Annotated in this window: 28 protein-coding genes; 14 read left to right on the top strand and 14 right to left on the bottom strand. The window is 70.8% G+C overall.

All coding sequences use genetic code 11. The features are described from left to right. Positions 1-215: 215 nt before the first annotated feature. From ACYQ8Q_RS43590 to ACYQ8Q_RS43575, 4 genes are read right to left on the bottom strand one after another with little or no spacing between them, the layout of a single operon-like run. Complete coding sequence (locus ACYQ8Q_RS43590) at positions 216-1,139, bottom strand: carbamate kinase (RefSeq protein WP_460072824.1); 924 nt, start codon at positions 1,137-1,139, stop codon at positions 216-218. 4 nt (positions 1,140-1,143) lie between these two features. Beyond that, positions 1,144-2,145 carry an ornithine carbamoyltransferase gene (gene argF, locus ACYQ8Q_RS43585; protein WP_460072822.1) on the bottom strand — a complete coding sequence of 334 codons (1,002 nt, stop codon included), beginning with the start codon at positions 2,143-2,145 and terminating at the stop codon, positions 1,144-1,146. 19 nt (positions 2,146-2,164) lie between these two features. Further along, complete coding sequence (locus ACYQ8Q_RS43580) at positions 2,165-3,379, bottom strand: arginine deiminase (protein WP_460072820.1); 1,215 nt, start codon at positions 3,377-3,379, stop codon at positions 2,165-2,167. Between the two features lie 25 nt (positions 3,380-3,404). Further along, complete coding sequence (locus tag ACYQ8Q_RS43575) at positions 3,405-4,895, bottom strand: APC family permease (protein ID WP_460072819.1); 1,491 nt, start codon at positions 4,893-4,895, stop codon at positions 3,405-3,407. A 315-nt stretch (positions 4,896-5,210) separates the two neighbouring features. Here ACYQ8Q_RS43575 and ACYQ8Q_RS43570 point away from each other — a divergent pair, with 315 nt between their 5' ends. From ACYQ8Q_RS43570 to ACYQ8Q_RS43540, 7 genes are all read left to right on the top strand, one after another. After that, positions 5,211-5,915: a response regulator gene (locus ACYQ8Q_RS43570; RefSeq protein ID WP_460072817.1), complete on the top strand. Its 705-nt coding sequence runs from the start codon at positions 5,211-5,213 to the stop codon at positions 5,913-5,915. Between the two features lie 166 nt (positions 5,916-6,081). Beyond that, positions 6,082-7,065, top strand: coding sequence for an Acg family FMN-binding oxidoreductase (locus tag ACYQ8Q_RS43565; RefSeq protein ID WP_460072816.1), 984 nt, complete (start codon positions 6,082-6,084; stop codon positions 7,063-7,065). A gap of 346 nt (positions 7,066-7,411) precedes the next feature. After that, positions 7,412-7,846: a VOC family protein gene (locus ACYQ8Q_RS43560; RefSeq protein ID WP_460072814.1), complete on the top strand. Its 435-nt coding sequence runs from the start codon at positions 7,412-7,414 to the stop codon at positions 7,844-7,846. Positions 7,847-7,958: 112 nt separating this feature from the next. Then, positions 7,959-8,156, top strand: a complete 198-nt coding sequence (locus ACYQ8Q_RS43555; protein ID WP_460072812.1) for a hypothetical protein — start codon at positions 7,959-7,961, stop codon at positions 8,154-8,156. A 209-nt stretch (positions 8,157-8,365) separates the two neighbouring features. Beyond that, a complete protein-coding gene (locus ACYQ8Q_RS43550) occupies positions 8,366-9,505 on the top strand; it encodes a lytic polysaccharide monooxygenase auxiliary activity family 9 protein (RefSeq protein WP_460072810.1) in 1,140 nt (379 codons plus the stop codon). Between the two features lie 624 nt (positions 9,506-10,129). Continuing rightward, complete coding sequence (locus ACYQ8Q_RS43545; RefSeq protein WP_460072808.1) at positions 10,130-10,486, top strand: hypothetical protein; 357 nt, start codon at positions 10,130-10,132, stop codon at positions 10,484-10,486. After that, positions 10,471-10,881: a hypothetical protein gene (locus tag ACYQ8Q_RS43540; protein ID WP_460072806.1), complete on the top strand. Its 411-nt coding sequence runs from the start codon at positions 10,471-10,473 to the stop codon at positions 10,879-10,881. Before ACYQ8Q_RS43545 ends, ACYQ8Q_RS43540 begins: the two co-directional genes overlap by 16 nt. A gap of 40 nt (positions 10,882-10,921) precedes the next feature. On the opposite strand, the gene ACYQ8Q_RS43535 is transcribed toward ACYQ8Q_RS43540, so the two are convergent. From ACYQ8Q_RS43535 to ACYQ8Q_RS43525, 3 genes are read right to left on the bottom strand one after another with little or no spacing between them, the layout of a single operon-like run. Next, positions 10,922-11,203: a hypothetical protein gene (locus ACYQ8Q_RS43535; protein ID WP_460072804.1), complete on the bottom strand. Its 282-nt coding sequence runs from the start codon at positions 11,201-11,203 to the stop codon at positions 10,922-10,924. Positions 11,204-11,251: 48 nt separating this feature from the next. After that, entirely contained in the window at positions 11,252-11,629 is a 378-nt protein-coding gene (locus tag ACYQ8Q_RS43530) for a fic family toxin-antitoxin system, toxin component (RefSeq protein ID WP_460072803.1), read from the bottom strand. After that, positions 11,629-11,868, bottom strand: a complete 240-nt coding sequence (locus ACYQ8Q_RS43525; RefSeq protein WP_460072801.1) for a hypothetical protein — start codon at positions 11,866-11,868, stop codon at positions 11,629-11,631. The genes ACYQ8Q_RS43530 and ACYQ8Q_RS43525 overlap by 1 nt, the downstream gene beginning before the upstream one ends. A 537-nt stretch (positions 11,869-12,405) precedes the next feature. On the opposite strand from ACYQ8Q_RS43525, the gene ACYQ8Q_RS43520 reads away from it, so the two are divergent. The 3 genes from ACYQ8Q_RS43520 (at position 12,406) to ACYQ8Q_RS43510 (ending at position 14,292) form a co-directional block, all read left to right on the top strand. Then, entirely contained in the window at positions 12,406-12,636 is a 231-nt protein-coding gene (locus ACYQ8Q_RS43520; RefSeq protein ID WP_460072799.1) for a hypothetical protein, read from the top strand. A gap of 32 nt (positions 12,637-12,668) precedes the next feature. Further along, positions 12,669-13,352 (top strand): SMI1/KNR4 family protein, encoded by a 684-nt coding sequence (locus ACYQ8Q_RS43515; RefSeq protein WP_460072797.1) that lies wholly within the window; start codon positions 12,669-12,671, stop codon positions 13,350-13,352. A 142-nt stretch (positions 13,353-13,494) separates the two neighbouring features. Next, positions 13,495-14,292, top strand: coding sequence for a ferritin-like domain-containing protein (locus tag ACYQ8Q_RS43510; protein WP_460072796.1), 798 nt, complete (start codon positions 13,495-13,497; stop codon positions 14,290-14,292). Between the two features lie 135 nt (positions 14,293-14,427). On the opposite strand, the gene ACYQ8Q_RS43505 is transcribed toward ACYQ8Q_RS43510, so the two are convergent. Continuing rightward, entirely contained in the window at positions 14,428-14,844 is a 417-nt protein-coding gene (locus ACYQ8Q_RS43505; protein ID WP_460072794.1) for a hypothetical protein, read from the bottom strand. A 1,308-nt stretch (positions 14,845-16,152) separates the two neighbouring features. Here ACYQ8Q_RS43505 and ACYQ8Q_RS43500 point away from each other — a divergent pair. Together ACYQ8Q_RS43500 and ACYQ8Q_RS43495 are read left to right on the top strand one after the other, a co-directional pair. Continuing rightward, complete coding sequence (locus ACYQ8Q_RS43500) at positions 16,153-17,922, top strand: eCIS core domain-containing protein (protein ID WP_460072792.1); 1,770 nt, start codon at positions 16,153-16,155, stop codon at positions 17,920-17,922. 84 nt (positions 17,923-18,006) lie between these two features. Beyond that, positions 18,007-18,900, top strand: coding sequence for an MBL fold metallo-hydrolase (locus ACYQ8Q_RS43495; protein WP_460072791.1), 894 nt, complete (start codon positions 18,007-18,009; stop codon positions 18,898-18,900). A gap of 22 nt (positions 18,901-18,922) precedes the next feature. Here the strand turns inward: ACYQ8Q_RS43495 and ACYQ8Q_RS43490 are convergent, their stop codons facing one another. Together ACYQ8Q_RS43490 and ACYQ8Q_RS43485 are read right to left on the bottom strand one after the other, a co-directional pair. Further along, positions 18,923-19,066 (bottom strand): hypothetical protein, encoded by a 144-nt coding sequence (locus ACYQ8Q_RS43490; RefSeq protein WP_460072789.1) that lies wholly within the window; start codon positions 19,064-19,066, stop codon positions 18,923-18,925. Further along, positions 19,063-20,583 (bottom strand): serine/threonine-protein kinase, encoded by a 1,521-nt coding sequence (locus ACYQ8Q_RS43485; RefSeq protein WP_460072787.1) that lies wholly within the window; start codon positions 20,581-20,583, stop codon positions 19,063-19,065. The genes ACYQ8Q_RS43490 and ACYQ8Q_RS43485 overlap by 4 nt, the downstream gene beginning before the upstream one ends. A 285-nt stretch (positions 20,584-20,868) precedes the next feature. Between ACYQ8Q_RS43485 and ACYQ8Q_RS43480 the strand changes: the two genes are divergently transcribed. Together ACYQ8Q_RS43480 and ACYQ8Q_RS43475 are read left to right on the top strand one after the other, a co-directional pair. Then, positions 20,869-21,654 carry an ATP-grasp domain-containing protein gene (locus ACYQ8Q_RS43480; protein ID WP_460072786.1) on the top strand — a complete coding sequence of 262 codons (786 nt, stop codon included), beginning with the start codon at positions 20,869-20,871 and terminating at the stop codon, positions 21,652-21,654. An 870-nt stretch (positions 21,655-22,524) separates the two neighbouring features. Beyond that, the gene (locus ACYQ8Q_RS43475; protein WP_460072784.1) at positions 22,525-22,881 is read left to right on the top strand and encodes a hypothetical protein; all 357 of its coding nucleotides are present in this window, start codon (positions 22,525-22,527) and stop codon (positions 22,879-22,881) included. A 217-nt stretch (positions 22,882-23,098) separates the two neighbouring features. On the opposite strand, the gene ACYQ8Q_RS43470 is transcribed toward ACYQ8Q_RS43475, so the two are convergent. The 4 genes from ACYQ8Q_RS43470 to ACYQ8Q_RS43455 form a co-directional block, all read right to left on the bottom strand. Continuing rightward, entirely contained in the window at positions 23,099-23,926 is an 828-nt protein-coding gene (locus tag ACYQ8Q_RS43470; protein ID WP_460072782.1) for a class I SAM-dependent methyltransferase, read from the bottom strand. A 282-nt stretch (positions 23,927-24,208) separates the two neighbouring features. Beyond that, the gene (locus tag ACYQ8Q_RS43465) at positions 24,209-24,733 is read right to left on the bottom strand and encodes a hypothetical protein (protein WP_460072780.1); all 525 of its coding nucleotides are present in this window, start codon (positions 24,731-24,733) and stop codon (positions 24,209-24,211) included. Then, entirely contained in the window at positions 24,724-25,029 is a 306-nt protein-coding gene (locus ACYQ8Q_RS43460; RefSeq protein WP_460072779.1) for a hypothetical protein, read from the bottom strand. Before ACYQ8Q_RS43460 ends, ACYQ8Q_RS43465 begins: the two co-directional genes overlap by 10 nt. Then, entirely contained in the window at positions 25,022-25,207 is a 186-nt protein-coding gene (locus tag ACYQ8Q_RS43455) for a hypothetical protein (RefSeq protein ID WP_460072778.1), read from the bottom strand. The genes ACYQ8Q_RS43460 and ACYQ8Q_RS43455 overlap by 8 nt, the downstream gene beginning before the upstream one ends. Positions 25,208-25,286: the final 79 nt, after the last annotated feature.

Here is a 25,286-nt window from a genome sequence, read left to right as displayed (position 1 = left end):
ATGAGGGCGGTCGTGGACTCGGGGCCGCGCGCCCGGCGTGCTGAGGGCGGCCTGCGCCGCCGCCTACCTCACCGCGCCGGGCGTTGAGCACCCGGGCGACGCCGCGTGTCTCCTCGTACGGCGGCTTCGCGCCCGGCAGGGCGGAGGCGGCCACCCCGTGCCGGTCCCGGCCGTTCGTCGGGTGGGCTGCGCTCGGGCGTCCCACGGCCGGGCCGTCAGCCGGCCGTGAGGTCCGGGCGGATCAGGGTGCCCGAGCGGCCGTGCACGATCTCGTACGCCGCGTCCAGCGCCCCGATCGCGGCAAGCCCACCGGTGCGCTCCACGAACCGGGCCGCGGCCTCGGCCTTCGGCCCCATCGAGCCCTCGGGGAAACCCGTGCGGCGCAGCTCGGCGGGGGTGGCGTCGAGAACGGGCTGCTGGTCGGGGGTCCCGTAGTCCTCATAGACGCACGGGACGTCGGTGAGGATGAGCAGGAAGTCGGCCTTGAGGTCCTCGGCGAGCAGGGCGGCGGTGAGGTCCTTGTCGATGACGGCCTCGACGCCGGTCAGCGCGCCGGTGTCGGCGTCCGCCGTGACGGGTACGCCTCCGCCGCCCGCGCAGATCACGAGGGTGCCGCTGTTCAGCAGTTCGTGGACGGTGCCGGTCTCCAGGATGCGTTCGGGTGCCGGGGAGGGGACGACGCGGCGCCAGCCGGTGGTGTCCTGCGCGATGTGCCAGCCGCGCTTGCGGGCGAGGGCGCCGGCCACCTCCCGCGGGTAGACCTGGCCGACGAACTTGGTGGGCCGGGCGAACGCCGGGTCGTCGGCCCGTACGAGGGTGTGGGTGACGAGGGTGGCGATGGGGCGGCCCGGGAGGGCGTCGTGCAGCGTGCAGGCCAGCAAGGAGCCGATCATGCCCTGGGTCTGGGCGCCGAGCAGATGCAGCGGGTAGGGGGCGCTGAGGGCCGGGTCGGCGGCGCTCTCCATGGCGAGCAGGCCGATCTGGGGGCCGTTGCCATGGGTGAGGACGACCTCGTGCTCGTGGGCCAGGGCAGCCAGCGCGGTGGCCACCCGGTCGATGTTCGCCTGCTGTACGGCGGCGTCGGGGCGTTCACCACGGTGCAGCAGGGCGTTGCCGCCGAGGGCGACGACGATACGCATGGCTTCAGTCCTCCAGAGTGGCAACGAGCAGGGCCTTGATGGTGTGCAGCCGGTTCTCGGCCTGGTCGAAGACGATCGACGCGGGTGAGGAGAAGACGTCGTCGGTGACTTCGAGCCCGTCCAGGCCGTAGCGGTCGAAGAGGTCCTGGCCGAGGCGCGTGCGGCGGTCGTGCAGGGCCGGCAGGCAGTGCATGAACTTCACGTCCGGGTTACCGGTGACGGCGAGCGTCTTGTCGTTGACCTGGTACGGCAACAGCAGCTCGATCCGCTCCCGCCAGGTGTCGGCGGCCTCGCCCATGGACACCCAGACGTCGGTGTGCAGGAAGTCGACACCTCGTACGGCGGTCTCCACGTCCTCGGTGAGGACGATCCGGGCGCCGCTCCGCTCCGCCACCTCGCGGCAGGTGGTGACCAGGGCGGGGTCGGGCCACAGCCGGGCGGGGGCGGCGATGCGCACGTCCATGCCCAGCAGGGCGCCCATCGACAGCAGCGAGTTGCCGACGTTGTTGCGGGCGTCGCCGAGGTAGCAGTAGGCGATGTCGGACAGGGGCTTGGGACTGTGCTCCTGCATGGTGAGGACATCGCACAGACTCTGGGTGGGGTGCGCGGTGTCGGTGAGCCCGTTGTAGACGGGGACGCCGGAGTGGGCGGCGAGTGCGGCGACGAGGGACTGGGCGGAGCCGCGGTACTCGATGGCGTCGAACATACGACCGAGCACACGGGCGGTGTCGGCGATGGACTCCTTCGCGCCGATATGGGTGTCACCGGGGCCCAGGTAGGTGGTGGCGGCGCCCTGGTCCGCGGCCGCGACCTCGAAGGCGCAGCGGGTGCGGGTGGAGGTCTTCTCGAAGATCAGCGCGAGGTTCCGGCCGGTGAGCCCGGGCTGCTCGGTGCCGGCGCGCTTGGCGGCCTTGAGGGTGGCGGCCAGGTCGAGGAGATGGTGGATCTCGGCGGCCGTGAAGTCGAGTTCGCTCAGGTAGGAGCGGCCGCGCAGGTCGATGGTCATGGTGGTTCCCCCTGGGTGTTCAGGCGACCGGGTCGCGTTCGACGGGGCAGCTCATGCAGCGCGGTCCGCCGCGTCCGCGGCCGAGTTCGGCGCCGGCGATGGTGACGATCTCGATGCCCTGCTTGCGCAGGTAGGTGTTGGTGGTGACGTTGCGCTCGTAGCCGACGACCACACCGGGGGCGAGGGCGAGGAAGTTGCTGCCGTCGTCCCACTGCTCGCGCTCGGCGTTGCGGATGTCCTGCGGGGCGGAGAGCATCCGGACCTTGTCGAGGTCGAGGGCCTCGGCGAGGGCGGTGCCCAGGTCGGAGTTCGGGGCGACGTCGAAGCCGCACTCGCGGGAGCCGCTGGGCGTGAGCGTCCAGGAGCGCAGGGAGTCGGCCAGGCCCGGATAGATGACGAAGGTGTCGCGGTCGAGCATGGTCAGCACGGTGTCAAGGTGCATGTAGGCCCGCGCCGCCGGGAGTTGGACGGCGACGAGCCGCTGTGCCGTGCCCTCGGCGAACAGCCGGGCGGCCAGGTTCTCCACGGCCTGCGCGGTGGTGCGCTCCCCCATGCCGACCATGACGGCGCCGTTGCCCAGGACGTGGACGTCCCCGCCTTCGAGGGTGCCCACGGAGCCGTCGAGGAGCGGTGCGGGGGCGATGCCGGCGAACATCGGGTGGAAGCGGTAGATGGCCTCGGCGTGCAGGCTCTCACGCCGCCGGGCGGTCTTCGCCATCGGGTTGACCGACAGGCGGTCGTACACCCAGCAGGAGTTGTCGCGTGGGAAGAGGTGGTTGGGCAGGGGGGCGAGGGCGAAGTCGTCCGCGTCCAGCGCGTTCCAGACCAGGCTGTGCGCGGTGGCGAGCGGCAGGTCGCTCTTGAGGAGTCCGCCGATGAGGTGTCCGGCGAGGGTCTCGCCGTCGAGTTCGGCGCACAGTTCGCGCACCGGGTCGATGAGCGCCGGTCCGACGGTGGCGGGCGTGATCACCCGGTCGAGCAGCCAGTCACGGGCCTCGTCGCCGTCGAGGGACTGGGCGAGCAGGTCCGCGAAGTAGTGCACGCGGGTGCCGTGGTCGCGCAGCACCTGGGCGAAGGCGTCGTGTTCCTCGCGGGCGCGCTTGGCCCACAGGATGTCGTCGAAGAGGAGCGCGTCGACATTGCGCGGGGTGAGGCGGGAGAGTTCGATGCCGGGACGGTGCAGGATCACCTGGCGCAGGCGGCCGGCCTCGGAGTCGACGTGAAACGTGCTCATGGCGTTTCCTCCATGGTGAGGGGGGTCAGTCCTGGTGGCGGTGGGCGTCGCGCTTGCGGGGGCCGCGGACGCGGTTGGCGCCCGGCCCGCGGGAGAGCCGCTTCGGCGGTGCCGGTGTCTCGGGGGCCCGCGCCTCACGCGTAACGGGAATGGCCGCGGCCGCCTCGTCGCCGTACCGGCCCTGCCCCCGCTTCAGCCACACATAGACCGGCACCCCGAGCAGCAGCACGAACAGCCCGTAGTAGACGGTCTGGTAGCCGCTGCCCTGGATCGACCAGTAGGAGAAGGCCAGTGCCAGGGCGGCGACGGTGACGTCGCGGGCCAGGCGCCGCGGGCTGAGGGTCTCCCGGCCGCGCACCAGCAGCCAGTACAGCTGGGCGGCGGCGGAGAAGAGATACGGGATCACCGCGGTGAGCACGCTCAGCAGCACGATCTTCGTGAAGACGTCCTCGAAGCGGGTGTAGCTGAACACGGTGATCAGCGAGGCCAGCACGGTGGACGCGATGACGCCGAAGGCCGGGACGCCGCTCTCACCGCGCAGCTTCGCGAAGGCGTCGGGGAAGAGTCCGTCGCGGGCGGCGGCGTAGGGCATCTCGGAGCACAGCATCGTCCAGCCGTTGAGGGCGCCGATGCCCGAGATGATCGCGGCGACCGCCACGACGTCTCCTGCCCAGGTACCGCCGAAGATGTTGTTCGCGGCGTCGGTGAACGGTGCGACGGTGTCGCCCAGCGCCCCGTGCGAGACGGTGCCGAAGACCGCGAGCGTGCCCAGGATGTAGATGACGGCGCACAGCAGCGTGCCGTAGACGGTGGCACGCGGCACATTGCGCTCCGGCTCGCGCACTCGGCCGGCGACCACCGATGCGGCCTCCAGCCCGAGGTAGCTGAACAGGGCGATGGCCGCGGCGGCGGAGATCGCGCCGAGCGCCGACTGCCCGCTGGAGTTGAATTCACCGAAGTTGTCCGGGTCGATGAACAACAGCCCGACCGTCGCCATGAAGATCAGCGGCACGAACTTCAGCACGGTGGTGACCACCTGGAACGCGCCGATGTTGCGGACACCGCTGAGATTGATCGCGGCCGCCGCCCAGAGCCCACCGAGCGCCAGGCTCATCGAGATCCACGTCTTGTGCCCCGTGTTCACGAACACCTCGACGTACCCGACCCACGCCACGGCGATCGCCGCGTTCCCGGCCCACGCGGTGATCCAGTACGACCATGCGTTCAGGAATCCGGCGAACTCGCCGAAGGCCTCCCGGGCGTAGACGTACGGCCCGCCGCTCGCAGGCACCCGCTTCGACAACGCTCCGAAGGTGAGCGCGAGCGCCAGCGCGCCCAGGGTCACCACGACGAAGGCGACCAACGCGACCGGCCCGTACGGGGCGAGGGCGGACGGCAGGGCGAAGATGCCGGTGCCGATGATGGTCCCGATCACGAGCGCGGACGCGGCCGGAAGACCGAGCGCCGCCTTCGGCTCGGGCGCCGCCCGGTCACCAGTAGCTGAAGTCCTGGGCATTTCTGTGCTCCTTGTGCATGTCGCTGCGGATGAGCCGAACCGCGAACGATGCTTCTGCGCCACGCAGGATCGCGGCAGCGGCCACCCGGGGCCCGCGGTGGCGCCGAAGGTCCCGATACGACAGGTCCGTGCAGCCCAACTCGCCCTGTCCGGTACCGAACGGCGCGATCACCCACCGACGTCCGTGGGGCGGCCGGGACTTCCGCCTCCCCGTGTGGGGGGCCGGTCGGCCCTGGTCCCTGCGTTCTCCACGCGTGATGATCGGCGTCATGGACAGCTGACGGTCTGTCCGCCGCCGGGGAACGAGGGGTCACCATGCCGGAGCCACGCACCTTCACCGAACAGAACCCGGTCCGGGTGTTCCTGCTGGACGACCACGAGGTCGTCCGTCGTGGTCTGGCCGATCTGCTCGACGCCGAGCCCGACATCTGCGTCGTAGGCGATGCCGGCACCGTCGACCACGCGCTGGCGCGCGGCCCCGCCGTACGCCCCGATGTCGCCGTCCTCGACGTACGGCTGCCGGACGGCGACGGCATCTCCGTCTGCCGTGAGCTGCGCAGCCGGATGCCGGAGCTGGCCTGTCTGATGCTGACCTCGTTCGACGACGAGGACGCCCTGCTCGACGCGATCATGGCCGGCGCCTCCGGGTACGTCCTCAAGCAGATCAAGGGATCCGACCTCGTCTCGGCCGTCCGCACGGTGGCCTCGGGCCAGTCGATGCTGGACCCCGCGACCACGGCGCGCCTGATGCGCTCACTGCGTGCCGAACCGACGCACACCACGCCCGCCGTGCCGTCCGAGCTGGCGAGCCTGTCGCCGCGGGAGAGGGACATCCTGGCCCTGATCGGCGACGGACTGACCAACCGCGAGATCGGCAAGAAGCTGTACCTCTCGGAGAAGACCGTCAAGAACCACATCTCCCGCCTCCTGGCCAAGCTCGGCGTGCAACGCCGGGTCCAGGCCGCGGTCCTCGCCTCCCACCTGGAGCAGCCGGATCCGGCGAACCCCCGCACCACATGAAGGGCCCACAGGAAGGGCCCACAGGAAGGATCCGCATGAAGGAGGGGCCCATCGGTACCGCACGACGGGCCGGACGGACCCTGCCCCGCCGGCACCTCGCGCGGCACGCTGAAACGACCGCCGACACCGGCGTCGCCTTTCAGCAGAGTGAGGGGATGAGGCCCCGATGTCCTCCGTCGTCCTCGACGTCCAGACCCTGGAGACGATGGTCTCCGCCGCGGTGGCGGCCCCCTCGATCCACAACACCCAGCCCTGGCGTTTCCGGCTCGACGCGGAGTCACCCACCCTGCGGATCCATGCGAACACCGGCCGGGGGCTGCCCCACACCGACCCGGCCGGCCGCGCCCTTCTCCTCTCGGCGGGCTGCGCGGTGTTCAACCTCAGGGTGGCGATCACTCACTTCGGGTGGGAGCCGGTGACCCGGCTGCTGCCCCACCCCGACCGGCCCGACCTGCTCGCCACGGTACGACTGGGTGGCAGCGCCCGGGGTTCCTTTCCCGGTCTGTACGACGCCGTCTGGCGCCGGCACAGCAGCCGTTTCCCGTTCTCCGAACGCCCGCTGCCCATGGCGGCACTGGCGGAGTTCACCGAGGCGGCCCAGGCCGAAGGAGCCATCCTGACCCCTTCCTCCCTCTTGGTTGCCGACCGCCTTCTCCGACTCACCCGCGAGGCGGAGCACCGGAACGTCACAGATCACGACCGAGCCGCGGAGAGCCGCCGTTGGGTGCGGGCCTGGGACGGCAGCGGTCTCGGCGTGCCGCCGGAGGCGATCGGTCCGCAGGACTTCCGGGACATCGTCCCCCTGCGCGACTTCGGCGCGCACCGGACGCCGGACAGCCTGCCCGCCCGCGTCTTCGAGAAACGGCCCGCCATCGCCGTGCTCTCGACCCCGCACGATCGCAGAGCGGACTGGTTGCGAGCGGGGCAGGCACTCCAACGGGTCCTGCTGCTCGCCACCGCTCACGGCATCCGGGCATCCCTCCTGCACCAGGCACTGGAATGGCCCGACCTGCGCGGACAGCTCACCTCGTCGACGGACGCCCGTCACACCCACGCGCAGATGGTGATCCGCCTCGGGTACGGCCCCGAGGGTCCTCCCTCCCCGCGCGCCGACCAGGGCCGCGCCATCGGGTCGGACCCCGACGCATGACGGGTCAGGCAGTGCCTGCGCGAGGCCGGTTTGATCGGCATCCCACTGGCCGTGCAGGGCACCGCCATGATCGCCGTCTGTCTCACCGCCGAGCGGGAGTTGGTGCGTCTGGCTGGTCCGGGCGCCTGCTGTTCGCCGACCGGGCGAGCGCCCCACGGCAGACCGCCGCCGTCCACACGATGGTGACCACCGTCATCGCCGGCGCCCTGCGACCACCTCGGTCGTGACCGCGCCGCCCGGTGTCCGCACCGGGCCCTCCGCCGCGCGCTGCGGGTGGCCGTTCTCCCGCAACATGCCGACGCAGAGCGGAAGATGAGCGCCAGTGCCCCTCTGTTATGGTGCGCCGATGTCATCGATCAAGCAGTTCCAGGTCACCTTCGACTGCGCGGAGCCCGCACGCCTCGCCGCGTTCTGGTGCGAGGTGCTGGGGTACGTCGTACCGCCCGTCCCCGAGGGGTTCGCCACCTGGGAGGACCACCATCGTTCGCTGCCGCCCGAGGATCAGGTCACCTATTTCGCGTGCAGCGATCCCTCCGGCGCCGGCCCGCGCCTGCTCTTCCAACGCGTTCCCGAAGGGAAGATCGTCAAGAATCGCGTCCACCTCGACGTACGGGCGGGCACCGGACTCGTGGGGGAAGAGCGCCTCGCCACCCTGGAGGCCGAATGCGCACGACTGGTCGACCTCGGCGCGGTACACGTGCGAACACTGCTCGCCGACGACGACAACGAGTCGTGCATCGTGATGCAGGACATCGAGGGCAACGAGTTCTGCCTCGACTGATCGTCCCCCGCGACGGCACCCGGGGACCTTCAGCGACCCGCTCGAGCTCGGCGTCGACGGCGGCGTCCACGGGCAAGGAGGCCTGGCCGCTGGACGTCGTGGTGGACGCCGCTTGACGGTGGTCGTGGCGATGGCCTGTTCCGAAAGGCCGCCGCCGGACGAAGACCCCGCCCCCGGAGGGACGCCGAAGGCCCGGTGGCCCGTGGTCGCCCTCGCGACCGTCGCGACCGCCGCCTTCGTGCTCGCCCCGGTGCTCTCCCTCGGCGCCGCCACGTTCACGGCGACCGGCGGCTACACACGACCGAGCTGATCCTGGTCCATACGGGTCTGCCCTGGGCTGCTCTGGGCTGCTCTGGGCTGGTCTGGGCTGGTCGAGCAGCCTCTGCTGAACGGCGGGACCGAGACGTCACCCGTCTGGGCGAATCCAAGTGGCTTCAGGAAGCCGGGGGTGAGGGACTGGAGAGCACCCCCCGTCCTCTGCCAGCTTTCCGCTGCCCTCAACGACCGAGGTGATTCCGGGTGACCCCCCACCACAGCACTCCCGTCAACGGCGACTACTACGACCCCAAGGACCTCATGGCCGCCACGACCTACCGGACGGACGGCGCCGAGATCCTCCACGGCATCTCCCTGCGGTGGACCACCGGAGGCAACTCCGGCGGCGACACCACCCCGCCGGACTGGGACGACGGCCGGGCCCCCTACCCGCACGCGTACGAGGTGTGGCTCGACGGCCGCCTGGCCCAGACCGTCCATCTGGACTGGCCCGACTGGTGGGGCGGCTGGAAACTCGCCGCCAACCACTGGGTCACCCTGGGATCCGACCCGGCCGACTCCTACCAGGTCAAGATCCGGGCCCGGCGTGATGACGGAAGCTGGAGCCCGTTCTCCGAGGAGTGCAGCGTGCCCGGCCGGGCCGACGACCCGTACCAGCCGATCCCCGTCGCGGTGCCCGACAACCGCACCGGGGACACCGCGCAGCCGAGGCACGGCAACATGGCCGAACCGCCGGGACGATCCCTTCTGACCCTCAAGACCGCGCAGGGCGGCGGCGGTCACGCCTGCACGACCACCTTCTGCGACCAGGTGCGTGCGGCCTGCGCCCCGGACGCTTGGTGGGCGGAAGTCGTCCCCGGCAAGGAGCGGATGTGCGCGGACTACCCGTGGAACCGGCACGGCCACTACCTGGAGTACCGGAAGTTCAGCACCGGCGACGACGACGGCAAGGTGGCCTCCGCGGGCAACCCCCGCTTCGCCGGCCTGGACCTCGTGGGCGACTGGCCCACCGCGACCCTCGACGCAGGTGCCCAGGAGCTCACTTTCACCTACGAGCACACTGCCAACCACGTCGGACCGACGTGGACGTACCAGTTCTTCGTCACCAGGGACGGCTGGAACGCCTCGGCCCCCTTGTCCTGGGCCGATCTGGAGCCGACCCCTTTCATGGTGGTCCTCCACGGCCGCAGCCCCGAACAGGCTTGGACCACGGCAGCGCTGGCCGGACGCAAGACGGGCCGCCACGCGATCGTGAACATCTGGGGCGGGCACGGCGGCGTCCGCACCACCGGCGATCCGGATGAGCGCTGCGACCACGTCGACGAGGAGCAGCAGATGACCGGCGAGTTCTTCGTGTCCGTCTCGGACGTCGTCTTCGCGTGATCTGACGTGGTCGCGCCGTGCGGCCACGACCTGGAGGCCGACGCCGGAAGCCGCGGTGGGAGCCGTCGACTGTTCTGTGACGGCGGCTCCCGTCCCGTCATCGGGCGACGTAGCCGCCGTCGACGGGCAGGGCGACGCCGATCACCCCTGTCGATCATGTCGCGCACCACGGGGTGTCGATCGTGCCGGGGCAGACGGCGTTGATCCGGATGCCGCGCGGGGCGGTCGGGGCGGCGCGGGCAAGGCCGGTCCGGGTGCTCAGGGTCATGGGATCCGCCGGGGCGTCGGTCGGAGAGGGGCTCGGCGTACTCAAGCGGCCTTCGAGGGTGCGGGCACGGGGTGCGGGCACGGCCGTGGTCGCAGGTGCCCGAGCCTGCCCCCTACCAGAAGCAGGAACAGCGAACAGGGGCTGATTCTCTCCCTGGGCGCTCGCCCGGCGGCGCCGCATGCTCATCGGCGTGCCCGCTGGAAGGCGGCCGGGCGCGAGTACACCGCCAGGAGACCCCCAGGCGTACGTCCACCCACCGACGGCCGGCGCGCTCCGCTGCTGCGCCGCCCCTCCGAGCCGGGCCTGACCTACGAGGACGTGACGTTCCCGTCGATGGACGGCGTCGCCCTCGAAGGGTGGTTCATCCCGGCGGACTCGAACCGGCCGGTCATCCACAACCACTTCTCGCCCTCACCTACGACCTGCGCAATCACGGCATGAGCGGCCACGGCAACGGGGGCATCTGCACGATCAGCCTCACCGAGTACCGCGACGTCATCGGCTCCCTCCGCTACGCCGCCGCGCGCGGTGGCCTGGGCCAGGCATCCGCTGGAGGGCCGCTCCATCGGCGAGCGGTCCTCGAAGGCCATCGGCTTCGAGCGCGGCTCTGGATGCACGGCACCTCACGCCGCTTCGACGGCTACAACTACTTCAGCGAGCTCTGGCGATATCCGCGGTTCCGGTGGATGGTGGCGGGATGGGAAAACGGGTGACAGGGGAGGAAGTGGTCCGTCGGGTGGGGCGGGACGCTCTGAGCTTCCTGACCGAGGCGGGGTTCGCCATACCGTCCGACATCGAAGGGGGTCTTGAGTACACCGGTCACGGTCTGAAGATCGTTGTCCACCACTACATGTGGAACGGCGAGGTTGCGGTGTCGGCGTTCGTGAAAACGACGGGGGAACCCTTACGCGCACGCCACCGGGCTGAAGTGGGGAGACTCTACGCCGAGTGCGGGCTCGGGCCGTCGAATCATCTTCCGGAGAACGCAGAGAACGCGCGTCTGACGGAGGTCAGGGTGCGGGCGTTCGCGAGCGCACTGAGGCAACTGCTGCCGTTCCTGCTCGGCACCGACCGGGACGCCATCATGCGCAGGGCCTCAACCCGCTGATCGCAGCAAGGTCGGGGGACGGGTTCTTCGCATTCCGGGATCACTGCTCGGCCGGCGGCTCCTCGCCGTCCGGCCTCTGGTGTTCTTCCACCAACTGCTCGATCTCCCGGGGTACCCCCTGCAGCGCGTCCAGGACCAGACCCCACGCCCGGTCCCGCAGCTCCTCCGGTACCTCGTCTTCGATCTTCTCCGCGAGCCTGCCGATCTCGTCCCGGGCGTCGTCCTCCGTACCCGTGGTCGGCGCTGTCATCACCTGCCACAGCAACCGGCCCACCCCGGCCGCCACCCGCCCCATGCCGCCGAGCACCGAGCCCGCCCCCATCTGCGCTTCCTCTCCCGGTGGTTGGTGTCGTGCCGCCGTGAGGCCGCTTCAGGTGGTGGTGGCCCAGGTCCGCAGCAGGACGGCGATCTTCCCGGCGGTGCAGGCCGGGTCCACCAGCAGGTCCTTGAGGGCGATGGCGTCCTCGCGGGTGGGTTTGACCGTGATTCCGGCGGCCTCGAGGTACATCACGCCGGTGGCTGCGGCGACGGCGAGGTTGGAGCGCTCCAGCCAGCGGCACCGGCCCAGCGTGTGCACCAGGGCGGCGGCCTTGGCGTAGGGGCCGTCGTAAACAGGCTGCTCGAGCAGCTCGGCCCGGTGGCGGGCCACCGCCGCGATGGGAACGCCGTAGTCGTCTGGTGCCGGATCGTTCGCTCCGGCCGCCTCGGCGACCCGCAGGATCCAGGGCACGTCGATGTTCAGATCCATCAGGCCGCGCGCGCTCCCCGTGGTGCCCGCTGGGCGTCCTCGGCATCGTCGAAGACGCTCTGGTGTTCGGCCAGAAAGCGGGCGGCTGCCTCGACCGCGCGGGCGCGCATGCCGCTGGCGTCATCCTGTACGAGCCGGGCGAGGTAGTCGCCGATGCTCAGTCCGAGGTCGGCGGCTCGTTTCTTCGCGAGTTCCGCGACGTCTTCGTCCACGCGTGCGCCCAGCTGTGTCTTCGCCATAGCGGCATGGTAACAGCCGTTACCACCGGCGTGTCGGCGTCCGGCTGCCCGCTGCGGTCTTGCATGCGGGCCTTGGCCGCCCAGGCCCCGATCTTGACAGTGTCGCCGTCGACGCGGATGTTCTCGCCCGCGTCGCCTTCCGCCCGGACTGCGACGAGGCGCGGTGCCTGTCTCATGTCGTTGCCGGAGCATGTCCCTGACACTCTCGGGGTGATCGTTTGGTTGGCGTGGGCTGGTTACGTCCTGGGCCGTACGGCCCTCGTGGCGGGAGCCGGGGCGCCCGACGGCAGGGTCCACGCGAAGGCTGACGCATGACGGGAAGCCGACTCCGCAGCGCTCGGCCGGTCGTCGGAGAAGACCGGCGCCCGACGCGCCGGACACGGAGCGGCAGATCCGGATCCTCGCCCACTCACCCAACCCCGCCGCCGTGGCCCCGCGCAGCGTCACGCATCCGATTGCCCAAAGCCTGTTCGTAGAGGGGTACTTGCGGGGCAGAGGAGTGTCCATTTCCTGTTCCTGCACTGGCGCTACGGACTGGTGGCGGGGTGGACCGCGATCGCGATGGTCGTGGCAGCCTGGGCACTGGCCACTCCGGCCGACGACAAGCCCGCCGCTCTGCGGCTGCCCGTGCTGACGGAGCGCGGAGAGCAGGCGGTCCGTCAGGCGCGGGCGCGTCACGCCCGTCTGGACCCGGCGCATCGGACCGAGCCGTACACTCCCGAGGCGGCCGGGGAACAGCTACGCAACCGGAACGCCTTCAACGGGTGAGAACGCTGTTGCTCTGGCCTACAGTTCGGTTCATGGGGGCAACGATCTGGAGTGGGGTCCGCGAGCGGGTGGAAGCCTTGGCCCGGGTGGATGAGGCACAGCAGGTCTTCGGGGCCTGGGACTTGTCCGGAGGATCGGGTCATCATTTCCGGTTCGCGGATCCGCTGTCGGAGTCGGAGGTCGCCGAAGCGGAGGCCCAGTGGGGTGTCTCGCTCCCGGCGGAATACCGAAGCTTCCTTCTCGAGGTCGGGGCCGGCGGGGCGGGGCCGGGCTACGGGCTCAGCATCCTGCGCCGGACGGACGCGGGATGGCTGTGGACCAATGTGGACCACCCCATGCGGCACGACTACCTGAGGCTTCCGTTTCTGACGACGGAGGAACGATGGCGCATGCTGGCCGAGCACGAGGACCAGAGGCCCCTGCCGTCCGACCTCGACGGCGAAGAGGCGTCCTACGCGGCATACAGCGCCTGGATGACAGCGGGTGACGAACTCTTCGACCGGGTCACGCGCGGTGCGTTGAAGCTCAGTCACGAGGGCTGCGGCTACTGCCACTGGCTCGTCCTGACGGGACCGGAGCATGGCGGAATGTGGGCGGACGACCGCCCGGGGGACGGCGAGTTCAGCCCCATGGGGACGCCACGGACGCCCGTCGGATTCGCACGCTGGTACCTCCACTGGGTGGAGAGTACCCAGGTCGCCGCGCGGCGTCGGTAGGCACCACCACAGCTCCCGGGCCGTGCCGGACCCACCGCCTCGGGCGGCCGGTCCGGGACGGAACTGCGCCACGCCCGGCCGCGTCCTCACGACCGAGGAGACCCCGCCCCGACCAGGCGGGGGCGGGGGACGGGGAAGCGGCATGAGTGCATCGGGATTCGCGGAATGGGCGCGTCACTTCGAGGCCGAACGGGACCGCCGCGCGGCCGCGCCCGATCCTCGCTGGGAGTCGGGTGCCGCACTGCCCCCGGCGGTGCGGGCGAGCGTGCGGCGATTCCAGGCCGGCGAGGACGGCGACAGCTCGGCCCTGTTCGCCAAGGCGGACGCGGCAGGTGATCCGGAGTACTCGGCGGCGCTGCGGTTGTTCGTCGCCGAGGAGAAGAACCACGCGCGGCTCCTCGCTCGGCTGCTCGAGGCGGGCGGGGCGAGGACGCAGGCCGGGCACTGGAGCGACACGGCATTCGCGCGACTGCGTCGCGTGCCGGGGCTGGTGCCGGAGCTGCTGCTCCTGATGGTCGCGGAGGTGGTGGCCCTGCGCTACTACCGGGCGCTGCGTGACGGGACCGACGATCCGCTGACGTCCGAGGTCGCCGACCGCATCCTCGCAGACGAGGAGCGGCATGTGCCGTTCCACTGCGCGCGGTTGCGCGCGTCGGTCGCGGAGCTGCCGCGCGCGGCCCGGCGGCCGGTGCTGGCAGGCTGGCGGGTGATGCTCCTCGGCGCGGCTCTGGTCGTAGCCGCCGACCACGGGCGGGCACTGCGCACGCTCGGGGTCGGGCGAGGACGTTTCGTCGCGGACGTGCTGCGGTCGGGCGGTCCGGCGGTCGCGGCGATCCTCGGGACCGCCCCGCTGCGGGTTCCCCAAGGACAGAGTATCGACTCCGAGCAAGGATCGCCCGGTCGTCCAGGCCCCGGCGCTCGCACAGCCACGGCGACGTGACCGGCAGCTCGGAGCGCCGGCGCGAGCTCGGGCAAGCGCCGCGGAGGATGTCGGCGTTGACGCAGGCGGGGGCGGTGGCGCCGGTCTTCGGGGTGCCCGGCTCGGGTGCACTCGGATGCGAACGATGCGTCTGCCCTACGGGCCGCCCCACAGCGGCCGGTCGTCGTCGGGGCGGCTGGTCTCTTTGAGTGTGGGCCCCAGGATGTGGTGCAGGTCCCACGTTGCGGCACCCTCGAACACGGTCTCGCTGAGCCGACCGTCGTCCGTCAGCGTCAGGGTCGCGTAATAGCCCTGGGAGACCGGGTTGGTGACTTCGTCGTAGTAGAAGGTGATCGATTCGCCGGGGTATTCGGCCAGCACCTTGTGCATCAGCGGCGCAAGTCGGTCATTGGCCATGGCGTAGTCGGCGAACATGACGGCGAGCCGGCCGGGGGCCGTGCGCCAGACACGAAGCTGCAGGGCGAGTCCGGGCTCATCGGGAGGCCAGGGGTCCTCGACACGGATCAACTCGGGAATTCCCGCAGCGGTGTCAGGATCGTCCGCTTGAGTCACATCGCCTCCAGTCCGGCCGGGCGGTAACGGGTAACGGGTAACGAGCATGCCACGCGCCGCGTGATTCCCCCTCCGCGATGCATCGGCTCCGCGCGGACGTGGCACCGTACCGCGCGGCCAAGGACGGCCCAGCCTGCCGGGGATCACAACCCACCATTCGCCATCGCCCTCGGCGGCCCCGGCCGGGGTCTGTCTGTGGTCCATTGCGGACCCGGGCGCCCCCGAGGCGGACTGATCCGGAGTGCCTGAGGTCACGGGGACGGGGCGCGGCCGCCGGTGTTGTTCCGGTGCCGGGTGCCGGTGGCGGCCCAGCTGGCCAGGAGCTGGAGCCGGTCCGCGTCGGGGGTGCCGGGCTGGGCGGTGCAGATGGTCAGGGAGTGCGCCTCAAGGGTGGAGATCGGGAGGGTAATGGCGTACCACGATGGAGGGAGGTCGACCTTGTACCCCCGATAAGCCCGACCTTTTCCGCCCCTGGAAGAGGAGGTCTCTTGGACACGCAGGCGCCACCGGCCCCCTGGATCGTGACCTCGGATACGGCTCGGACCTGCATCGATGCCTCTGTGCATCTGCGGGTCGGACCTGTGGCCGTATCGCGGCATCGAGCCGGCCGACCACACGCAAGCACGGCCCGCCCACCCTGAGCGTGCCGCGGCGCAGATCACCGCGGCACGCCGGATGGCATCACTGCCCGGCTCAACACCCAGCCACCGTGCCGATCGGAACCGTAGATGCCCTCAAGGTCCGCAATTTTCCCCTGGCCGCGGTGAGCACGCGCAGATGGGCGGCTGCACGACGAACGCAGCGGAGGTGATCTCGTCCATCCCGCTCTCACCGGCGTCCGCGGGAGGCACCGACTAGCCGTCACGATCGCCGACCCGCCCAGCACCACCATCCCGGCCCCCGAAGGCGGAGCCAGCCGCGAGGCGGGCGCCGTGACCACGCTCAAGCTCCCCACCAGGGGAACGACACCGGCACAGCGGCCAACGTCTCCCACACGCCCTGAGCCGGCCAGGGTCACGAGGGCATGAGGCGATACGACAGCAGCGTGCCGTACGCCATTCGTCACCAGTTCGGTGATGATCAGACAGGACCCTGTCCGCGAGGCCGGGTGGGCGGTGGCCGCCGCAACACTCCGAGTTGGTCGTCCGCCGGGTCGGTGCGATTCGGTCCGATGGTCTGGCGTGCCATGGTCACGCGCCCGTACGACCCACGCACATTGCCCCCTTGCTCTGCCCTCGCGTCCATGGTCCGAACACCCGCGCCGTGGATATGCAGAGGAAGTCGTCCGCTCGCCGAGGAAGAGGTCGTATGCACACCGAAGATCGGGCCAGGTCCGCCGAGGTACGGGAGGGCAAAGTGGCTGCCCGCCAACGCCAGGCCGTGAGCCCGACGCCTCCAGGTCTCCTCACCTTGCAGAACACCATCGGCAACGCGGCAGTAGTCCAGCTGCTCCGCCAGGCCGGACACCCAGGAACCCGGGAACCGCAACGGCACCGGCACGGCCCCGGCTGCCACCACCAGCAGACCGAGCACCCCGTCCAGCGCTCCACCGTCGACGACGTCCTGCGCACGCCCGGCAGCCCCCTCGACGACGCCACCCGCACCGAGATGGAAGCCCGCCTCAGCACCGACTTCTCCGACGTACGGATCCACACCGACGAGGCGGCCCGCGCCTCCGCCACTGAGATCGGCGCCCGTGCCTACACCTCCGGCAACCACGTCGTCATCGGCGCGGGCGGCGCCGACCGGCACACCCTCGCCCATGAGCTGACCCACGTCATCCAGCAGCGGCAGGGTCCGGTCGCCGGCACGGACAACGGGTCGGGACTACGCGTCTCGGATCCGTCGGACCGCTTCGAGCGGGAGGCGGAGGCCAACGCCACCAGGGCCCTGAGCGGACCGGTGCCCGGCCGGGCGACGCAGGGCCCGGCCGAACGGACCGGCGGCGATCCGACGTCCGTCCAGCGCTCCATCCACCCCTACCCGACGTCCGGCCAGGTCCCCAGCGAGGAGGTCGGGAAGGATCTGGTGAGCTTCGGCGAGAAACTCGACGCCGCCGTCCAGATCGCCTGGCTCCAGGCCACCCAGAATCCGACCGACGCCAATCTCGCGCGTACGGACGGATATCTGGGCCGATGGGCGGAGCAGTGGCAGGAATACCTCCAGGCCGCCTCGGCGAAGAAGCTGGAGATAGCCGCGCTGGTCCCCGCCATGGCCGGCTACGCCATCGAGTCCCTCGCCACCAAGGTGTTCCTCACCGAACGGAAGTCCTGGACCGGTCCGGCGTCCGGTCTCGCGTTCTCCGTCGCCATGCAGGTCACCCATGGCAACACCCGACCCGATGTCGTCCTCCGGCTCAACGGGAGCGAGGTCGCCTGGTACGACATCACCTCCGCGAGGAGCCTGGGCCACATCTTCCAGAAGGACGGCTCCGGTTGGCAGACCAAACCGTACGTGGCCGAGATCGCCTATCCGCAGGTGACCGCACAGACAGTTGAGGCGAACTCGGCCAAGTGGCAGAGCGACGGCAGCCCCGCCATCACGAACGACCCCATGATCTTCGCGAACTACTGGGTGGAACGCGGGCGGTTCGAGGTCACCATGAACGTCATGCGCCAGGACATCCTCCAGGCCTCCCCCTCCCTCCTCGACCACGCCCGGAACGCGGCCGACAACGTCACGGGCAACGTGAACGCGGCACGCCGCCAGGAGTACATGAGGGCCTGCCTGGCGCTCTACAAGGCCGGAGTGCTCGCCGGCGACTCCAGCGCGTCCGCGGTGGCCACCACGATCGCGGACAGGGCTCAAATACCTGGCGTCACCGCACTCGAACCGCTTCCCAAGGACACCGCCGCGGTCATCCAGTGGCTCACCGGCAACCACAAGAAGTACGGGTTCCAGGGCAGCGACGGCAGGAGCAGCTTCAGGAGTCTGAGCGTCCAGCCCGGAATCGTCTGGCTCCAGGAGTGCGCCGCCCACCAGCAGATCACCGTCTCGGACGCCGAGATCCTGACCCACATCAGCACGAACTATCCGGAGGGCTACGACGCACTGCGCAACGCGGGGCTGGTCACGTGACCCACCGAGAGGGGTAGCAACAACCCCAGCACTGCCGACTGTTCATCCGAGGGACCTCCTCGACGGTATGACAGGATCGCGTCCATGTCCCTCAGCGTTCCCCGCCTCCGGATCGGCTCGACCGAGATCATCGCTCTCGCCGACGGCGAGGGGCCGTTCTTCTCCCCGCGCGCCGAGGCCTTCCCGGAGGCCACGGCCGCCCAGTGGGCCGAGGTCGACCGCTACGACCCGGGGGCGGTCGACGCCGAGGGCCGCTGGCGGCTCCAGTTCCGCGCGTACGCGATCCGCGGCGACAAGGGCCTCACCGTCGTGGACGCCGGGATCGGTCCGGCGGACAGCCCGGCCGGCTCGTGGGCGCCCGTGCCCGGTGCGCTCCCCGAGTCGCTGGCCGCCGCGGGCATCGACCCGGCGGAGGTCGACACCGTGGTGCTCACCCATCTGCACACCGACCACGTCGGGTGGGCGGTCGTGACCGAGACGGCCGTGCCCTCATCGGAGGGCCCGGTGGACGGCAACGCCTCGACCGGCAGCCGCCGCCCCTATTTCCCGAACGCCGAATACCTGCTCCAGCAGGCCGAGTTCGACGCCCTCGACGCGCTCAACCCACAGCTTCGCGAGACCCTCACCGACCCGCTCACGGCCGCCGGCCGGCTCCGGCTCCTCGACGGGGACACCCCGCTGCGCGCCGGGCGCGTGGTCGCCACGCCCGGTCATACGCCCGGACACCAGAGCGTGCTGGTCGCCGACGGAGGCGAGCTGGCGCTCGTCACCGGCGACCTCCTGGTGCACGCGCTCCAGCTGCTCCACCCCGAGCTCGCCTACGCGCACGAGGCCGACCCGGAGGCGGCCAGGCACTCGAGGGAGCGCATGCTCGGCCACGGAACCGGCACCACGCTGCACGTGGCGACGCCCCATCTGACGGAGCCCTTCCTCTCGGCGTGGGCCGAGGCGGCCGCCGAAGGTGAGCAACCCTGCTGACCGCACAGCGCACCGCGCGCACTCAGTCGCGCGCCAGTTCGCCCTCGCCTGACCCTGCGTCGTCGAAGTGGTACCGGGCGGTGTCGTCGTGAAGCCGGGTCAGGGAGATGTCGACGTCGTCCAGGCACTTTCCGGCGCCGTAGGTGAGGTGCTCCACGACGTTCACACGGTCGGACGTACGACTCCGCAGCGTCCAGTACCCGCCGCAGCCCAGCGTCGGGTAGTCGGCCTTGGCGACGCGCTCGCCCCGTGCTCCCCCGTGTACTCGATCTGAACGTCGTAGACACTGGCCCCGTCCCCTTGGTTCACGATCCCCCGCCATGTCCCGGTGAAGTCGAACTGCTGCGGCGAGGGCGGCGCCGACGTGATCCGTCCAGTCTCCTCGGAAGCAGGGGCGGGATCAGCAGGGGACGGCGAGCCGGAGGGGATGGGCGATGCTGCCGGCTGGGCCGTGGAGCCGGTCGCGGCGCCGTACGGTGCCGTCGTCGCCGTCCCGCCCGGGCTGCCGGCCTCGTCGTCGCCGTCGTCACGCGTCATCAGCACGACGGACAGGGCGATCCCCCCGACGAGGACGACCCCCAGCGCGGCAAGCAGCGGTGCCAGGGTGCGGCGGCCCGTGGGTGTGGGCGCGGACGTGGACGTGGGCGAGATGAACACCGGCGTCACGGGTGCGTAGGCCGGTGCCGGTGGCGTCGCCGGGGTGGGGCCGGGCACACGGGCGGAGGTCGAGGTGGGCGCGTGGTGCAGGGCAGGGGCGGCCCCGTCGACCTGGGTGGGGACCGGGCCTTCCAGTGCGAGCAGCCGTACCGCCTCCTGGCCCAGCCGGGTGGTGAGTTCCGGCGGAAGCCAGCCGTCGTCGGGGAGTTCTGCCCCCACCGCACGGATCGCCTCGGCCTCGATCTCGGCCGGAGAGGGCCGGTCCTCGGGGTCCGCGGCCATACAGCGCTCCATCAGGGTGCGCAGTGTGCCGTCGACGCCGTCGAGCCGGGGCGGCTGGGAGATCACCCTGATGAGGACCGCGTGCGGCGCGTCGTCCTCCCCGTCGAAGGGGCCGCGGCCGGTCGCGGCGTAGGCCAGCAGCGCGCCGAGGCCGAACACGTCGCTCGCCTCGCCGAGCCGTTCCCCTCGCGCCTGTTCGGGAGACATGAACCCGGGCGATCCGATGACGGCACCCGTGCGGGTGGCCACGCTGGAGTCGACGGCCCGGGCGATGCCGAAGTCGATGACCCGGGGGCCGTCCAGGGTGATGAGCACATTGGACGGTTTGAGGTCCCGGTGCAGGACGCCGGCGCCATGGATGACCCCCAGGGTCGCCGCGAGCCCACGCGCCAGATGCCACACCGACGCGGTCGGCAGAGGCCGACCCCACTCGTCCACCACCTGCTGGAGTGACGGACCGGGCACGAACTCCGTGGCGAACCAAGGGGTGTCGGCCTCGGTGTCGGAGGCGACCACGGACGCGGTACCGGCCCCGGACACCCGGCGCGCGGCGGCGACCTCGCGCCGGAACCTGCGCCGGAACTCCGGCTCCTCGGCAAGGTGCGGGTGGATCAGCTTGACGGCGACGAACCGGCCGTCCTGCGCACGGGCCAGGAACACCTGGCCCATCCCGCCGAGTCCCAGCCGGCCCAGGAGCCGGTAGGGCCCCAGTGTGCGCGGATCACTGTCCCGCAGCGGCTTCATCGCACCGTCCGTTCCACGGCAGGCACCTCGCCCCCTCCGCCGCCTGCTCCCCTGTCGTGACGGCGCCGCCATTCTGACAGCTCACACGGCACAGAGCACCGGCTTCCCGGGGATGAGCACGTCTCGAACAGCTCTGCTACCCGGGGTGACGCCGGTGCCGAATCCGCCGGTCGGCAGGGACGGAATCACTCTCGGGTTCTGGTGGCCTTCCGGGCACGCGTTCCAGACACGTACGATTCCTGCGATCTTGCTTGGTCCGTAGCTCAGTCCGATGGAGTCGCCGGGATGGAAGCCCGTACCCCGCCCGTCCTCCTCCTGCCCGCGCCCCGCACCTCGACCGCCGAACTCCTCGCCCGGGCAGCGGCCTGGCGCGGCTACGACGTGACCGACCGGGCGACGGCTGCCGAAGGACGCCGGGTGCACTGGTACGGAGGCCCCCGCGTGGCCGCACGACTCGCCGGTCCGCTGGGCATCGGGCTGCTCGAACCGGCCGACGACTGGCTGACACACGTACCGCGCCTCCTCCTGCGGCGCCGTGTACGGTTGACCACCCTCGCCGAGGCCCGGGCGCTGCGGGAGCGGGCCTTCGTGAAGCCGCCCTCGGCCAAGATCGACGTGCTGCCCGCAGCTGTCCACGAGGACGGGACCAGCCTGCCCGGCGCGCTCGACGGCTCCACGCCGGTCCTGGTGAGCGGGGTGGTGGAGTTCACCGCCGAGTACCGGCTGTTCGTCCTCGACGGCGTGGCCGTCACCGGAAGCCGCTACGCCGTCCACGGAAGGCTCGACCCGGCGCCGCTGGACGACGAAAGCCGTGCCTTCGCCCGCGCGGTCCTCCATGCCACGACCGCGAGCCTGCCCAGCGCGGTGTGCCTGGACATCGGTCGGCTCGCCGACGGCGGCTGGGCGGTGGTCGAGGCCAACATGGCGTGGTTCGCCCACTGTTACGCCGCCGAACCGGACCGCGTCCTCGACACGGTGCTCCGCGCCGCCGGCCCGGTCTCCGCGGTCACCGAGCGGGACCGGCCGCACCTGAACAGGTCTGCGGCGCGTCCGGAACGGATTCAGGAGTGACAGTGCGTCAGGAGGAGGCCACCACCCTGGGCGCGGTCAGGCCCACGGGTCGCCCCCAGCGGTCTTCGGCGTCAGGCGTGTCGGGGTGGAGCATGGCGCGCAGGCAACGGAGCAGGCCGTCGCCGCGGGCGGTCCCGGCTGCACGCATCCACGGCAGCGGCGCCATCAGCCGGGTTGTCCCGGGGGGGCGCAGTCGTCCACACCACAGTCCGCGGATCCCGGTGCCCGGGCCAGTTGCGCCATCGCCAGCACCAGGCCCGCGCGCGTACGGCCGGGTCGTGCTCGGCGGGCAGGCGGGCGTGGAACGCGGAGAGGATGTGCTGCGCGCGAGCGGAGGAGGCCGCCGGCGCGTAGGCGGCTGCGATGCGCACTTCGGGGTCGGGGTCGGCCAGCAGAGGCAGGAGAAGAGGGCTGTCCCCGGCGATCGCGTCGTTGGCAGCCTGCACCGACCAGCTCTGCACATAGCCAGTGGGCTCGAAGAACCATGCGTCAACACCGCGCAACCGCAACATGTCGGCACGCGTGCACACACCCTGGTGCCGCATGCGCGCCGCTTCCGCCGTCACCGCCAGCGCCCCACCACGGTGACTGGCCCGCGGGTCGGTCCCGATCCGGATCAGAAACGGCACCGCCGGCGCCACAGCGGCTCGCACCAAGTGGGGCCCTTGCACACTCCCGGATCCGGGTACCTCGTCGTCAGCGGTCTGGCGTACGTCGTCCACCAGTACCTGACTCTCGCGCAGCCGCTGACGGTTGCGCTGGCCGGGGCCGGCGTATTGGCAGTCGTGGTCTTCGGCATCATCCTTTGGCCACTGCAAGCGCTGTGGGCTGACCCGGACGTCTGTCAGCGCGGTGTGAAAACCTCCAGGCATGAGCTACGACCTGGCTGTCTGGGAAGGCGAACGGCCGGCGAATGACAAGATCGCCGGCCGGATCTTCAACGACCTGTACGACCGCTGCCTCGACAGCGAGACGCAGGAGCCTCCGTCCGAGCGCATCTCGGCCTACGTCGCCGCGCTTCTTGAGCCGTGGTGCGACATCACCGAGGACAGCGAAGGGACTTCGCCTTGGTCGGTCGGACCGATGATCGACGGCGCAGGTGGTCCACTCATCTACTTCGGAATGGGCTGGAGCATGGCCGAGGAAGCCTCGGCCTACGCGGCCAACCTTGCAGACTTGATGGGGCTGGTCTGCTTCGACGTGCAAGAGAACCGGCTCAGGCCCTGAGTGCGGCGGTGAATCCCAGGTCCGTCATGCACGGCTCGACGAACGATCGCACGAGACGCCCGTTTGCGGCTGGTGACGCGGTTCTTGCCTCTGTGTCGGCCGTGGGTTCAGCGTGACGGAGATGCTTTCACCGGGAACGCGCGGCGTTGTCGGCAGGCAGGCACGAAAGTGCGGTGGGTCCGTTGCCGCTGATTCGGCAGGGCCCTCACCACCGTCCTCACTCGGCGCGCTGTCCGACACGGAGGACGCTCAGGTAACGGCGTGATGCCCGGTCGCCCATCCGCGTGCGGATGCGCTCGGCGATTGCGTCGAGCAGGGGCTCGCGGACGTCGCGGTCGAGCCTCCGGTATAGCGACAACGAGCGAAGGTGATCGGCAAAGCCGTCCCCGTTGAACCACTGAACGGTTGGGTACCAGCGCACGATCGTTGGGCCGAACAATCCGCCAGGATCGTCGACCAGGCCCCAGCCCTCGTCGGTGGTGCGCACGTCGTCCTCCAGGGGAGGATGACCCCAGTCGGGGTTCCCGGGGCAGAACCGCTCGTGGAGATCGGCGGTCTCGGCGTACACCTCCGGCTCTCCCGGCCGGCGGACAACGACGTGGCCGAGCAGCGCCATCCAGCCCCCGGGACAGAGCACGTCGTGCGCTCGCTGCCAGCCGATCGACAGGTCGACCCAGTGCCACGACGACGCGGCCACGAGAGCATCGAAGCGTCGGCCGCGGTCGTCCCACTCCTCGAACGTCGACGTCTCGACTGCGACGTTACGGAAGGAGCTGATCCGGTCGCGAGCGAGTGCAGCCATTTCCAGGCCCGGCTCGATGGCGGTCACTGAGCATCCAAGCGCTGCCAGGGAGCGCGTCGCCTGACCGGTACCGCAGCCCACCTCAAGGACCGACGACTTGTCGTCCATGCCGGTGTCGGCGACAAGGTCCGCGAACAGCTCGTCGGGGTATCCCGGCCGGACCCGGTCGTAGAGCTCCGGCACCTCGTTGAACACCCGGCCGAGGTCGTGTGGATTCGGGCGCATCCTCGGAGCATCAGTCACGAGTGCACAAGCTATGAGGTTCGTCCACGGGGACGCCACTGGTTTAACGGCAGCTCCTCGACAGCAGCCGTGCCGGTCTCTTCTGTCTGCTCCGCCAGCATCGTTCGGTCGGGGATCCCTTTGCGGGCAGCCGTCAGGAGCGCCCGATCTCCCTTCCGACCGCATCTCGGTGGACTCCCGTCTGGTCGTCGAGCAGGTTCTGGGCGATGGTCGCGTAGCTGCTCGCGGCGGTATGGGAAAGGTTGAAGACCAGGGTGAGGTGCAACGGGTCAGCGCCGACGGTCAGTTCTTCGTGCAGGTAATGGTGATGCGACGCTGGGCGAGCCAGGCCAGCAGGGTCTGATGAGGCAGTTCGCCAAGCCGTTGGGCGTGTCCGGCGATGGGGATCCGGCGGTTGGGCAGGTCGAGGTCGTCCAACGTGAGGCGTCGGATGGCCGTAGCGCGGGTGGCGTGGACGGCGGCCAGGGCGACGGTCAGCCGTTGCGCCGGCGTGACGGCGACCCGCTGGACGGCGAGGACCTCGGCGTCGGTCATCGGCAGCAAGCTGCACTGGATGTCTTCGGTTTTCAGGCGGGTGGTGGGGTTGGCGGTAAGCTTCCCGGCCCAGGTGGGCAGGTGCTGGGCGGCGGCATCGGCCAGCGACCGGCGGAAGACGTCGGCGGTCGCCCGCGAGCAGGAGCCGTCCCCGTTCTTGCGCTCGGAAGGGAACAGCGGGGCACCGGGCCGGGTGTGGTCGGCGTCGAAGTGGCCCCACACGTCCTCGATGAACCACCGCAGGTTGCGGTCGGCGCCGTTGATCAGCGGCACCAGCCGCGGCTTCGGCCCACGCCTCCGGGAGCCCTTGCCGTGCCGGACGTTGAGCTTGCCGAACCGGCCCAGCTGCCACCGGACGTCGCCAGGTCGAGCATCCGTGCCTCGTTGATCCGCAGTCCCACGTCCGCCGCCAGCCGGGCCACCGCGTAGTTGCGGGCGGCCGGACCGAACTTGCGGCAGGTCACCAGCTCCTCGCGCCATCCGGCGAACAGCGCCTCGATCTCCGCTTCGCTGGGCGGGATCCGCAGCTGCGGTTCCACGGAGGCCCGCGGCCGGTTCATCTCATCCAAGCGGGCACTCGACCACACGGCCGGTGAGATTGTGCAGCTCGACCTTGTGCCGCAGCTCAAGGAACTGGAAGAACACCGCCAGCGGGCCCGCCCGACCGGTCCGGGTGGAGGGCTTGGCGTTGCGGAGCACCTTGCCGAAGTGGACGTCGGCGTCGGCGTCGGCGTCAGACGGCTCCACTCCCACAGCGGACGGCCGAACCAGTTCCGGATCAGCTCCAGGTGGTTGGTGTCGTTGCGAATCGTGCTGTCGACCAGAC

The sequence above is a fragment of the Streptomyces sp. YKOK-I1 genome (assembly GCF_054660435.1).
The sequence above is the reverse complement of the archived record's forward strand: the minus strand, read 5'-3'. Positions and strand labels throughout refer to the sequence as shown.

What these genes read in the sequence shown, in the direction of transcription:
- ACYQ8Q_RS43590 (WP_460072824.1), bottom strand. Translation starts at nt 1,139, where the DNA reads ATGCGTATCGTCGTCGCCCTCGGCGGCAACGCCCTGCTGCACCGTGGT.
- argF (WP_460072822.1), bottom strand. Translation starts at nt 2,145, where the DNA reads ATGACCATCGACCTGCGCGGCCGCTCCTACCTGAGCGAACTCGACTTC.
- ACYQ8Q_RS43580 (WP_460072820.1), bottom strand. Translation starts at nt 3,379, where the DNA reads ATGAGCACGTTTCACGTCGACTCCGAGGCCGGCCGCCTGCGCCAGGTG.
- ACYQ8Q_RS43575 (WP_460072819.1), bottom strand. Translation starts at nt 4,895, where the DNA reads ATGCCCAGGACTTCAGCTACTGGTGACCGGGCGGCGCCCGAGCCGAAG.
- ACYQ8Q_RS43570 (WP_460072817.1), top strand. Translation starts at nt 5,211, where the DNA reads ATGCCGGAGCCACGCACCTTCACCGAACAGAACCCGGTCCGGGTGTTC.
- ACYQ8Q_RS43565 (WP_460072816.1), top strand. Translation starts at nt 6,082, where the DNA reads ATGTCCTCCGTCGTCCTCGACGTCCAGACCCTGGAGACGATGGTCTCC.
- ACYQ8Q_RS43560 (WP_460072814.1), top strand. Translation starts at nt 7,412, where the DNA reads ATGTCATCGATCAAGCAGTTCCAGGTCACCTTCGACTGCGCGGAGCCC.
- ACYQ8Q_RS43540 (WP_460072806.1), top strand. Translation starts at nt 10,471, where the DNA reads ATGGGAAAACGGGTGACAGGGGAGGAAGTGGTCCGTCGGGTGGGGCGG.
- ACYQ8Q_RS43535 (WP_460072804.1), bottom strand. Translation starts at nt 11,203, where the DNA reads ATGGGGGCGGGCTCGGTGCTCGGCGGCATGGGGCGGGTGGCGGCCGGG.
- ACYQ8Q_RS43530 (WP_460072803.1), bottom strand. Translation starts at nt 11,629, where the DNA reads ATGGATCTGAACATCGACGTGCCCTGGATCCTGCGGGTCGCCGAGGCG.
- ACYQ8Q_RS43525 (WP_460072801.1), bottom strand. Translation starts at nt 11,868, where the DNA reads ATGGCGAAGACACAGCTGGGCGCACGCGTGGACGAAGACGTCGCGGAA.
- ACYQ8Q_RS43515 (WP_460072797.1), top strand. Translation starts at nt 12,669, where the DNA reads ATGGGGGCAACGATCTGGAGTGGGGTCCGCGAGCGGGTGGAAGCCTTG.
- ACYQ8Q_RS43510 (WP_460072796.1), top strand. Translation starts at nt 13,495, where the DNA reads ATGAGTGCATCGGGATTCGCGGAATGGGCGCGTCACTTCGAGGCCGAA.
- ACYQ8Q_RS43500 (WP_460072792.1), top strand. Translation starts at nt 16,153, where the DNA reads ATGCACACCGAAGATCGGGCCAGGTCCGCCGAGGTACGGGAGGGCAAA.
- ACYQ8Q_RS43495 (WP_460072791.1), top strand. Translation starts at nt 18,007, where the DNA reads ATGTCCCTCAGCGTTCCCCGCCTCCGGATCGGCTCGACCGAGATCATC.
- ACYQ8Q_RS43485 (WP_460072787.1), bottom strand. Translation starts at nt 20,583, where the DNA reads ATGAAGCCGCTGCGGGACAGTGATCCGCGCACACTGGGGCCCTACCGG.
- ACYQ8Q_RS43480 (WP_460072786.1), top strand. Translation starts at nt 20,869, where the DNA reads ATGGAAGCCCGTACCCCGCCCGTCCTCCTCCTGCCCGCGCCCCGCACC.
- ACYQ8Q_RS43475 (WP_460072784.1), top strand. Translation starts at nt 22,525, where the DNA reads ATGAGCTACGACCTGGCTGTCTGGGAAGGCGAACGGCCGGCGAATGAC.